8 protein-coding genes and 1 pseudogene are annotated in these 10,932 nt (G+C 34.4%); all 9 read right to left on the bottom strand.

The features are described 5' to 3' along the window. Positions 1-279 precede the first annotated feature (279 nt). Complete coding sequence (locus AB1414_08690) at positions 280-1,755, bottom strand: peptidylprolyl isomerase (protein MEW6607516.1); 1,476 nt, start codon at positions 1,753-1,755, stop codon at positions 280-282. An 80-nt stretch (positions 1,756-1,835) separates the two neighbouring features. Then, positions 1,836-2,249 carry a Minf_1886 family protein gene (locus AB1414_08695; protein ID MEW6607517.1) on the bottom strand — a complete coding sequence of 138 codons (414 nt, stop codon included), beginning with the start codon at positions 2,247-2,249 and terminating at the stop codon, positions 1,836-1,838. A gap of 412 nt (positions 2,250-2,661) precedes the next feature. After that, positions 2,662-3,354 carry a Crp/Fnr family transcriptional regulator gene (locus AB1414_08700; protein MEW6607518.1) on the bottom strand — a complete coding sequence of 231 codons (693 nt, stop codon included), beginning with the start codon at positions 3,352-3,354 and terminating at the stop codon, positions 2,662-2,664. Between the two features lie 55 nt (positions 3,355-3,409). Next, the gene (locus AB1414_08705) at positions 3,410-5,473 is read right to left on the bottom strand and encodes a M48 family metalloprotease (GenBank protein ID MEW6607519.1); all 2,064 of its coding nucleotides are present in this window, start codon (positions 5,471-5,473) and stop codon (positions 3,410-3,412) included. A 98-nt stretch (positions 5,474-5,571) separates the two neighbouring features. Further along, positions 5,572-6,519: an aspartate carbamoyltransferase gene (gene pyrB, locus AB1414_08710; GenBank protein ID MEW6607520.1), complete on the bottom strand. Its 948-nt coding sequence runs from the start codon at positions 6,517-6,519 to the stop codon at positions 5,572-5,574. Between the two features lie 116 nt (positions 6,520-6,635). After that, entirely contained in the window at positions 6,636-6,761 is a 126-nt protein-coding gene (locus AB1414_08715; protein ID MEW6607521.1) for a hypothetical protein, read from the bottom strand. Positions 6,762-6,817: 56 nt separating this feature from the next. Continuing rightward, the gene (locus tag AB1414_08720) at positions 6,818-9,310 is read right to left on the bottom strand and encodes a YfhO family protein (protein ID MEW6607522.1); all 2,493 of its coding nucleotides are present in this window, start codon (positions 9,308-9,310) and stop codon (positions 6,818-6,820) included. Between the two features lie 52 nt (positions 9,311-9,362). Beyond that, positions 9,363-9,956, bottom strand: a complete 594-nt coding sequence (gene lepB, locus AB1414_08725) for a signal peptidase I (GenBank protein MEW6607523.1) — start codon at positions 9,954-9,956, stop codon at positions 9,363-9,365. Between the two features lie 536 nt (positions 9,957-10,492). Next, positions 10,493-10,582: pseudogene (locus AB1414_08730) on the bottom strand (prepilin-type N-terminal cleavage/methylation domain-containing protein). Positions 10,583-10,932 lie beyond the last annotated feature (350 nt).

Raw genomic sequence — 10,932 nt, forward strand, 5'->3', positions numbered from 1 at the left:
ACACGGATTAGCACGGATAAATACAGAGGGCAGAAGGCAGAGGACAGAGGGCAGAAAACAGAAGGCAGAGAACAACAGGAGGAAAAAAACTTCAGCCTGATTACGGACACGGAAAACGGACACGGATGAAACACTGATTTTTTATGGACGCAGATGAACGCAGATTTCCATGATTTTTCTTTATTATCCTGATAATCTGCGAAAAAAATCTTGCGTCCTATTAACTTGAAAACCAATTCCGTGCTAATCCGTGTTAATCAGTGGCTGAATAGTTACATTTTATTCTATATTTTTAACAATCTTTGCCTTATTTTCAAGATAGGCAAGCCAGTCATCTGCGACCTTTTGCCTTTTTTCATAGAGGCAATTAGCCAGGATTCGATTATAATCCTTTTTAAAATCCTGTTCTTTTGGGGCTATCTTTTCTACCATTTTAACAATATGATAGCCTAATGAGGTTTCAATCACCTCACTAATCTTTGATTCTTCAAGTTCAAAAGCCTTTTTTGAGAAATCAGGATTTATTCCAAATCCAACTATACCAACTTCTTTACTGATGGATTCCAATGTTTTTGTGCCGATGTCGGGGTCAAGGAATCTCTTTGGAACTATGCCTAAATCGCCGCCTTGTAGGGCGCTTTTAGCGTGGGAAAATGTTTGAGCAATCTGCTCAAAATTAGCCCCTGGCAGTTTTACTTGTTTAAGTATTTCTTTAGCCTTTTTATGTGCCTTTTTCTCTTCTTTTTTAGTCACCAGAAACCCACGAATTTTCTCCTCAACATCCTTCAATTCTCTTGGTTCATCCTTTAATTTATCTTCTAATTTAATAATATGGTAGCCAAATTTAGTTTTGACAACAGGACTTAAATCACCTTTCTTTTCAAGTTTGTAAGCGGCTTTTTCAAACTCTGCCACCATATCCCCTTCGCCAAAATAACCTAAGTCGCCGCCTCTTTCTCGGCTGGCACAATTAGAATGTTGAGCGGCTAATGTGGTAAAATCAGCCCCTTCATTCAATTGTTTAAGTAAATCTTCTGCTTTACTTCTGGCGGCAGAATCCTGGTCTGGTGGTGCACCTTCAGGCACACCAATGAGGATATGCCTTACCCGAATTTTACCCGGTTTCATAAATTCATCCTCAACATTCTCCTTGTAATATTTTTCTACCTCTTCAAATGGCACAAATTGTTTTGGGTCAATCAAAATCTGCCTAAGATGTGCACTCTCATATTCTTTTTTATAATAGTTATTTAACTCAACCTGACTCACTTTAACCTGATTGACAACCAAATTTCGTGTCTTATTAACCAATATATCTTGAATTGCCTCTTTTTCTTTCATTTTCCACCAGAGTGGGTGAGCACCCTGAACATATTGATTGTAGGTATTGGCATCTTCAAAGGATTTCATTACCTCATTTCGTATCTCATCTACGCTAACTTGTATCCCCAATCGTTTTGCATTATTCAGCAAGACCTGTCGCCTTACCAGACTGTCGATAATTGTCTTTCTTAAATCAGGGATGCTTTCAGCGTCAAAATCCTCTCCATACACCTTTTTAAGACTATCCAGATAATTTCTATAGGCTATCTGAAACTCTTCAGGTGAGATTATTTTACCATCTATCGTTGCTATCTGCGGTCTAAAATATTGACCGCCGTAATCCATTCCCCAGGAAACAAATATCATCGCTACAAAGGTAACGATAATTATCCAGAATACAAATTTGGCTTTTTTGCGTAAAGTATTAAACATCGAAATATCCTCCTTATAAAAGTAGTTAGTAGTCAGTGAACAGTAATCACTTTTCACTTTTTAATTATAACATATAAATTTTATATTTTGCAACTTAATTTTTTAGTGGTAGATTTCAGGTTTATTTTTGGAAATGGGGCTTCATCAAAAACCTTCTTAAAATCATATATATCCTTAAAATCATCGATACTATCGCTATCTGTCTTACCCATTAATCCAGAATTAACCATATTGAAAACAATATGTCCAAAATCCTCAGTTTTGTATATTCCCCAGTGTTCAAAAACGGTGCGAGCCATTGGTCCAAAAAGTTCTAATGCCACATTCTGGATTCCTTTTAAAAGCTCATCTCCGCTAACATGTCCGTTTCTTTTTAATTTATTTTGAGTAAATCCTAAAGCAGACATAACAAAAGAATAAGATTCTGCTTTATAGCGAGGGTCTTTCTGGACAATTTCTTCTACTATTTCCTCAAAACTTTTTTCATTATTCATAGTAAGATATAAAGGATACACTAATTCAGTTAAAATGTCAATGATAAATTTTTGGTAACCGTTCACCGCAAGATGCCACAGAGACGCAGAGAAAAAATTAAAATCTATTCACCAGAGACAGAAATTTCCTTTTTTTTGTGCATTTCAGGTCTTTCGTTGTTTATTAATCTTTTAATACGGACTTTTGACTAACTGTTTTTTAAGCCTTTTTAAACACCGAAAAACGCGAAAAACACGAAAAAAAAGATATTTTCCTCTCTGTGAACTCTTGCGTCTCTGCGGTAAAGGATTACCTGAACGGTTACAAGTCTTCGTTAATAACTACTATATTTATTATCTGCACCATTTTAAAAATTGTAACTGTTCAGGTGTCCAAAGGGAGATAAGGAAATATATGAAGATAGGAGAATAATTAAACAATAGATCTCGCTAATGTTCTTAAGAGTATATCTTCATTTAAAACAGTGATTTTGCCACGGTAGAATTTTACATAACCTTTTTCTTGAAAATCGTGGATAACCTTACGCATTGATTCTCTTGATGTCCCGGCTAAACTGGCCAGGTCTTGATGAGTCAATCGCATATCAATTAGCATTCCTTCTTTTACCTTCACACCATGCTCATCTAAGAGTTTAAATAATGTTTGGATTGTCCTGCCTGAGGCACTTAAAAATCTTAAATTTTGAATTAATTCATCTGCTCTTCGTAACCTTTGAGATAAAATAGTCAGAATATTAATTGCAATCTGGGGATAACGGTGTAGTATTCTGAGAAAAACATCCTTATCCATAGTAATCAATTCTGTCTCCTCTAATGCAGTGATAGTCGCAGACCTCGGTTCACCATCAAGAATAGACATCTCCCCAAAGAAAGATAAAGGGGCAAGGGTGCTCAGCACAATCTCTCGACTATCTAACGCCTCTGCGGTTACCTTAACTTTACCTGATTTAACAATGAAAAATGTCGTCCCTATCTCTTCACTGCTGATAATTGTTTGTCCTTTTTTGTAAGTTACTTCTTGAGTAGTGGTTGCTAATAGTTCCAAATCTTCTTTTTCTAAGGAACTAAAAATAGATATTTTACCTAAAAACTGACTTTTAGTCATTTCATTACCTCTTAAATTGGTTTCTAATTACTGACCACTGTTCACTGACTACTGGCTACTTTACTATTGACATAAGTAACATACCTATTCCCAATAATATTATAAATCCTGATGAAATAAGTTTCATCTGATAAACATAGCAATTACGAATAGTTGAGCCGATAGTAAAATTTTTCAATTCAACATACGGCACAGGGCTTCGACGATACCAGCCAGTAAGAGTTACTTCCTGGTCTTGAAGTTGTGAAGAACGAAGTAATCCAAATAGGAATTCCCAGATACCTAATGGCTGACGATAATCAAGGAATATTATGCCGGTTGAATCCTGCATGACAAAATCTTCTGACCAGATAAGTCCTGGCACTCCCCGACCTATTATTTTACCTTTAAGTCTACAAGGAACAGGTCTTATTGCCGAGACTTTTACATTTTTTAGTAAGCTGACAATATCCATTTGCGGGAAATAACCCGGATTTTTATAAGAAAATACTATCTGAATTAATTGTGCAATTCCAAATAAACAAAAAACCAGACCCAATAGCGTCATATCAGGAGAAGTTTGTAGCAACAAGGGCGGTGCAATGATACCTCCCAAACTAAAGAGTATCACCATTGTAGGCAAGTAGAGTATCAATAAATCCACAAAAAATTCATCCCAGTATGATTCAGGTTTCTTTTGATTAAAGGACACAAAAGGTTCAAGTCCCAGGGAAATACTTTGTTCAGAGAGATAATTTAGTCGATTTGCGACTAATGGGTGAGTAGAATGCAATTCATAATATTTTGCCCAGGGATTCCACAAATCCCATTTCATTGCCTCTTGTAGATTTTCTTTATTTATCTCACCACCCATTTTAGCCGCAGGGGATGAATAACTGACCATAGCCAACGAACGGGCGACTTTAGCATCAAATATTCCTAAGGCACCAATTGCATCTAAAGTTGGGGCTCTTCGAGTTTCTTTTTCTTCTTTTTTCTGTTGTCCAGCTAATCCATAAGCAATTTTGACTAATGCCGATGCCAGGGCGTTAGGATTTTTAGTTACTTCACCTGCGAATCTATCGGCATAATATTCCCTGGTTCGAGATAGCCATAAAACCAGATATTGACTGATAATGTAAAGAATATATGAACCAATAGCAATGGCATAACGTATGTGTGCAGATTTGTCCTCTCTGCCCTTTGTTCGCATTTGTATAAGTGTCCGATATACATAGTATAAAATAAGTGGAACAAGATACGCAATCGTCATAACTAACATATCCCAGTGTTTGGCATGTCCAATTTCATGGGCAACAACACCGCAAACTTCCTCTGGTTCTAAAAGGTCAATTAATCCTTGCGAAATAACGATTCTGGCGTTATTGGGATGATGTCCATAAGTAAATGCTTGTGGTGCACCATCTTGTAAAATACCAAATCGAGGAAATTTCATTCCTTGTTTTCGACAGGTATCTTTAATAAAATTATTTAGAGGCTCTGGTAAATAGGCATCCCAGGAAATCTTATAAAAGAATCGCAGAGATATATCCATCAGCCAGGGACCCAGGATAAATTGTAAAGAAATAATTCCCAGAGCGATTAATATGGCAAAATCTGGCGTGATAAGACCAAAATTTACCACCGTAATTAAAACAAGTGTCAAAAGTGCATATAGCCCAAAAAGGACACTACATGACCGAATGAAGAGATTTGGAAGTGGAGTCAGATTTTTAATTAACGGAGGTACCTTTCTCTTTATCTCGTAAATTTCGGGTTTAGTGGATATTTTTGCCTCTTTATCAAGGGTTATTTTAATATCAGTCTTTTGTAATTGTTCTAATTCTCCGGCATCAAACCAGAGTCCATTGCTCTGGGGACAATAGTCAATTTGAATTTTTCCCTCTGAGAGAGATATTTCTTGCATTGGTTTTTGGGTTTTAGGACTAAGTTTTGTCGTAGGTTTTCCTTCTTTAATTGCTTGCTCAAGTGCCCTAACAACGACATTTACTTTTTTAGTAAAGAAAAATATCTCTCCTTTATCCAGCCAGACACCGTTACATTTACTGCACGCATCAATTTCTACACCTTGAGTAGTCATAGTTGGGGTTAGTTGGATTGAACAATTTGGACAATTCATTTTTTATTCCTCCTTTTGTTTGGTAAATGGTAAATGGTAACTGGTAATTAGTTACCAATTAACCGATTACTTAGTTTTAATTTCGTGAAGCCCTCTAATTAATCTAATATCATTTTTAATAAAGCCATACGGAGATAAAGGCCATTTTCTACCTGTCTAAAATATGCGGCGCGGGGGTCTTCATCAACTTCAATCGCAACCTCATCTACTCGTGGTAAAGGATGTAAAATCCTCGCATCTTTTTTCATCAAAGAAAGTATTTCTTTATCAATCACATACACACCCTTCATTTTATTATAATCCTCAATATTTCTAAATCGTTCTTTTTGAATTCTGGTTACATACAGAACATCTATATCTGATACTACTTCTTTTAAATCTGTGATTTCTTCAAAGGGAATTTTCATCTCATCTTCTAAATAATTAATAATATCTCTGGGCATTTTTATTTCTTCTGGAGAGATAAAATACAGTTTTACTCCGTGTTGATGAGCTAAAAGATAGGTTAAAGAATGAACTGTTCGACCATATAACAAATCGCCAACCAATCCAACTTTAAGATTATCAATTCTTCCGAGTTCCTTCTGGATAGTGAACATATCTAATAATGCCTGAGTTGGATGTTGACCGGTGCCATCACCGGCATTAATAATTGGAACAGATGAGACTTGTGCGGCTATTTTTGAGGAACCTTCTTCATAATGTCTTAAGACAATCACATCGGCATAAGTGCCTATAACTCGAATAGTATCAACTAATGATTCGCCTTTTGTTACTGATGAAAATACCCTTGCCTCTTCCGTAGTGATTACCTCTCCACCAAGTCGCATCATTGCGGATTCAAAAGAAAGCCTGGTTCTTGTGCTGGGTTCATAGAAAAGTGTGGCTAAAATCTTCTTGCGAGGAATTTGAGGTAAAAACAATCTATCATATTTGCCAGTTCTATCTGCCATCTCCATTTCACTGGCTAATTTAAAGATTTCTTCTAATAATTCTTTATCTTTAAATTGTTTTACTTCAATAAGATGGTGTAATTTAGTTGCCATTTTTTCCTTCCTTGAGTGGAGTTAAAGTGCCTTTCACGAAATTCATAATTTTGTTTGTAGATAATTATACCATAAATAAAATTATATTGCAATATCATTTTTTGTAACCGTTCAGGCTATACATCAGAAGTGTAAGAAGGGAGATAAAGAGATAAAGAGAGATATGGAGATAAGATAATAGAAATAGATTGAAATTTATAGAAATAGATAGAAATTGATTGTGGGAAATAACAAATTTCCATAAATTTCTATTAGTTTCTACTAATTTCAATTTTTTTAATAATATCTCCCTATCTCCTTAATCTCCACATCTCCTTTTGTTACACCCCCCTGAACGCTTACTCTTTTCTGTTATCTGATTTATTTCCATATCTTCTCTGTAAACTCTTGCGTCTCTGCGGTGAATTACCACCTGAACGGTTACAATTCTCAGGATAATCATGAAGCCAACTAAAATAGTGATAGTGATTAATGTTCCCAAAACCCCGATTTTAAAACTCAATGGAAAATAAACAAATTCAACCTGATGCTCTCCTTCTGGCAGAACAATAGCTCTAAAGAGGAAATTAGCTCGATAAATCTTTGTTTGTTGTCCATCTACATACGCCTTCCAACCAGGATAATGGGTATCACTTAAGAATAAAAAGCCATCATCAGAACAAGAAGTTTGAATAGTAACCTTATTAGGTTGATAGTCAACAATTGTGATTGCGGATTGCGGATGGCGAATTGCTGACTTCTGACTTCTGACTTCTGTCCTTTGTCCTCTAACTTCTTCCTCCAAAATCACCTCTTTTTGTGGGTCAAAATCTTTGTTTGTAAGTATATTTAAGATTTTTTCGCGGTTTTTAACTATTTTTGCTTTAGAGACAAAAAAGGCACGAGGCAGGTAATCTGGATTTTTATAAAGCATAAATTCCTCCCCATATTTTTTCATCTTATAAACTAATTGAACACTCGAAGATGGAATCTCAAATTTAGAGAGGATGTATTGGACATTAGATAGATTAAGAAGTCGATGAACCTCAGTAAATTCACCAGAAACTAATCTCTCATAAAATTTTAGGTAATCTTCTAATATTAAAAATCCGTATCCTTCAATCTCATATATTTTATGCATTAATCCAAAATTGGGAATTAATCTTAATTGCATTTCATCAATCCTTTCAAATTGAGTTTTTGAGGTTAACTCATTAACATAAAAGTAATATCCGAAGGTCTTAGGTTCTATCATAAAACGAGAGTAGTTCTGTTCTTTTTTTAATATCTTTAACATTTCAGGTTGCTGATGATATAATTTTTGGTCAACAAGTGGGTTTAAATTTAAGCCAAAAAAGATTAAATCAAAAATAATGATGATAGTTGAAGTTATAGCAAAGATAGTTAATTTGATTCTAATCTTTGAGCTTATGATTATCAGTAAATTAAACAATGAAAAAATTATCGTGACTAAGAAAAAGTTTTGATATATCATAAAATATTTTCCTTCAATATCCATTAATTCTTCTATCGACTCAGGAATAAAATAATGAAGTTTTAATAACCAGAGGAACTTACCAATGTTAAGATACCAGATGAGTAAAATAAAAATCAGGAAAAGATTTGGGATAAAAAGGACAATAGCGGGTTTTATCTTTTTTGCCTTAATAGTTTTTAGTAAATACTCAAATCCAAATCCCGCTAATATACTTCCGGCAAAGATACTTATACAGAAAAATTTTACCGGATAACGAAACATAGAAAATAATGGGAGATAGTCGTATAAAAATTTATAAAAAGGGGTATAGTTACCCAGAGATAGAATTATTCCTATTAAAAATATAGCCAGCCAGAATAGATTTCTTTTCCTTTTTTCATAAAAAGTAATTAATATAAGGAAAACAGGGATAATGCCAAAGTAAAGTCCCTTAAAAAAGCCATGTTGTATACCAACATGGATAAATTCCATAAATCCTGATTTTATAGGACAGATAAGTGTGAATAATTCTAAAGGTGGTAAAGACCATGCTATTGCCTGGGAATATGAGGTACGCTCTGTTCGATATGAAAAAATAACTGCCTCGAAAAACGGTAGGAGTTGAATAAGGATTAATCCCAGGCTTATCAAACCAACTAAAGATAAACTAAAAAAGGCAAATTTTCTTTCTTGTGGTTTAAATAAAATGATTTTTGCCAGTGTCCATAGTATCAAAACAATTACAGTGGCAAAAAAAATCTCGACTTTTTCTCCTGCAAATTGAAGGCTTAACGAGATGCCTGTTAGAATAATATATTTGAACTTTTTTCCCACCGAAGATGAAATTGCTCGATTGAATAGCAAAAATATAAGTGGTGTCCAACAGGCAGAGGTAAGGTGAGTAAAGGTATCTATTGAGAGCATATAACTATTAAAAGTATAGGCACAAGCGGCAATTAAAGAAGGTATTCCGGTTATACCAAAATCTCGCATCAATAGATACATAAATAAACCTGCTAAAAAAAAATGCCAGACAATAAATAATTTAATTCCTATATCAAATGGAAAAAGATAAATAAAAAAAGAGAAAGGATTTAAAAGACCATGTTGTAAAGAGGCAAAAAAAGGATGTCCACAGTAAAGATAAGGATTCCATAACGGAAAAAAACCTTCTTTTACACATTCTGCGACAAAATATCGAGTAGGATAAAAAGTGCGGTAAAAATCTCTAAATACATAAGTGGCTGGAGTAAATAACACTTGCCCAAAAAAGAGAATTATTAAAGTTAAAAATATGAATATTAGCCAGAGGTCTTTTTTGTTTAAATTCATCATTTGATTTCCAGTAACTATTTAGCTATCTGAAGTGAAACAACAGGCTTCTGTCTCATTTAATTAATCCTATCCTCCACGGAGGCCAATAAATAATAAATGCCTTCCCTTTAATTAATTCTTTAGGCAGACAATTCCAAAAACGAGAATCAAGGCTTGAGTCACGATTATCACCCATCATAAAGTAACTATTAGAAGGGATAATTATTGATTTCCCCCAATTATCTCGAGGAAATTGTTCCAGAGAAGAAATATCTGTATGAATTTTATAAGGTTCTTTTAATAATTCTCCATTAATGTAAACCTGTTTGTGCTTAATAAGTAATTCCTCACCCGGCAGTCCAATCACCCTTTTTATAAAATCTCTTTTTGGGTCTTCTGGATAACGAAAGACAATAATTTCTCCACGCTTTGGTGAATTCCATTCAAATATTTTTTTATTAGTTAAAGGAATAGGTAATCCATAGGCAAATTTAAGGACAAATAAGTGGTCTCCAATTTGAAGTGTCGGAACCATTGATTCTGATGGTATTTTAAATGCCTGTATAACAAATGTTCGAATAATTAAAGCTAAAATTAAAGCAGGAATTATTACCTCGAATATAAACTCATAAATCTTTGACTTTGGTTTATCTTTTTTAGTCAGCAAAAATCCTCTCTCCTCTTTTTTTAAAAAAAGAGGTTGATTAGTAACTAACCAACCTCTTTTTTATCTTTGTTGTTTGAGAACCACTTAACTTAAGAATTTAAAGTTTAGGGTTCTTCATGCCCATAATTTGAGTAATAAAGGGTTGAATTGCCTGTATTAACTGATACGGTGTCACGGTGGGAACAGTTAATTCTACAATCACCACTATTTGAGGAGTATATCCATCCTCCCATGTGACTGCCTGTGACTTGAGTCTGAGCAACATAATCATTTTGCCCTGTAGTGACATAGACAATAGTCGCAGTATTATTATGAGGAACAGCACGTTGTAATGTCGCTTTCGGAAGTTTAGCCATATATCCACGGATAAACGCGGGGAAAGATTCACCGTCAGTAGGTGGAACTGTATATCGATTTGAATCTAGTTTCACTGGCCACTGCCCTTTATTATCTCCGTAATAGATAGCAATTGCACTTCTTAAGGCACCTAAATTTCCTCTTGCTCCCGCCTCTCTTGCCTTATCAATCAATTGAGCAAATCTTGGAATAGCAATTGCGGCTAAGATGCCTATGATAGCAACGACTATCATTAATTCAATAAGGGTAAATCCTTTTCCTTTTTTCATATTCCTTTCTCACCTCCTTACATCTCTTTTTTAGATTTTATAATTAACAACACCCTTGTGTTAGTTTCTAAAATAGATTATACCATAGAAAAGAATTTCTGTCAAGAGTTTTTTTTAATTTTTTTTAGAAAAATTCCCCTTGACTTATATAATGGAATAATGATATAATTCTGTAAGCATTCAGTTAACAGGTGTCAGGTATCAGTGTTCAATGCTCAACTTTTAAGAGAATTAGGGACATCGTAACCGTTCAGGGTGTAACGAAGGGGAAATGGAGAAATCAGGGAAAAGGGGAAAAAATATTCTTATTTTAGTAAGAAAATCATATTATTTAGAATGTCATTGACAAC

The organism is bacterium, assembly GCA_040755795.1.
In the GTDB taxonomy this organism is placed as follows: Bacteria; UBA9089; CG2-30-40-21; order CG2-30-40-21; family SBAY01; genus JBFLXS01.

Coding starts and splice junctions, on each gene's coding strand:
- AB1414_08690 (MEW6607516.1), bottom strand. CDS start 1,755: ATGTTTAATACTTTACGCAAAAAAGCCAAATTTGTATTCTGGATAATT.
- AB1414_08695 (MEW6607517.1), bottom strand. CDS start 2,249: ATGAATAATGAAAAAAGTTTTGAGGAAATAGTAGAAGAAATTGTCCAG.
- AB1414_08700 (MEW6607518.1), bottom strand. CDS start 3,354: ATGACTAAAAGTCAGTTTTTAGGTAAAATATCTATTTTTAGTTCCTTA.
- AB1414_08705 (MEW6607519.1), bottom strand. CDS start 5,473: ATGAATTGTCCAAATTGTTCAATCCAACTAACCCCAACTATGACTACT.
- pyrB (MEW6607520.1), bottom strand. CDS start 6,519: ATGGCAACTAAATTACACCATCTTATTGAAGTAAAACAATTTAAAGAT.
- AB1414_08715 (MEW6607521.1), bottom strand. CDS start 6,761: ATGGAAATTTGTTATTTCCCACAATCAATTTCTATCTATTTCTATAAA.
- AB1414_08720 (MEW6607522.1), bottom strand. CDS start 9,310: ATGATGAATTTAAACAAAAAAGACCTCTGGCTAATATTCATATTTTTA.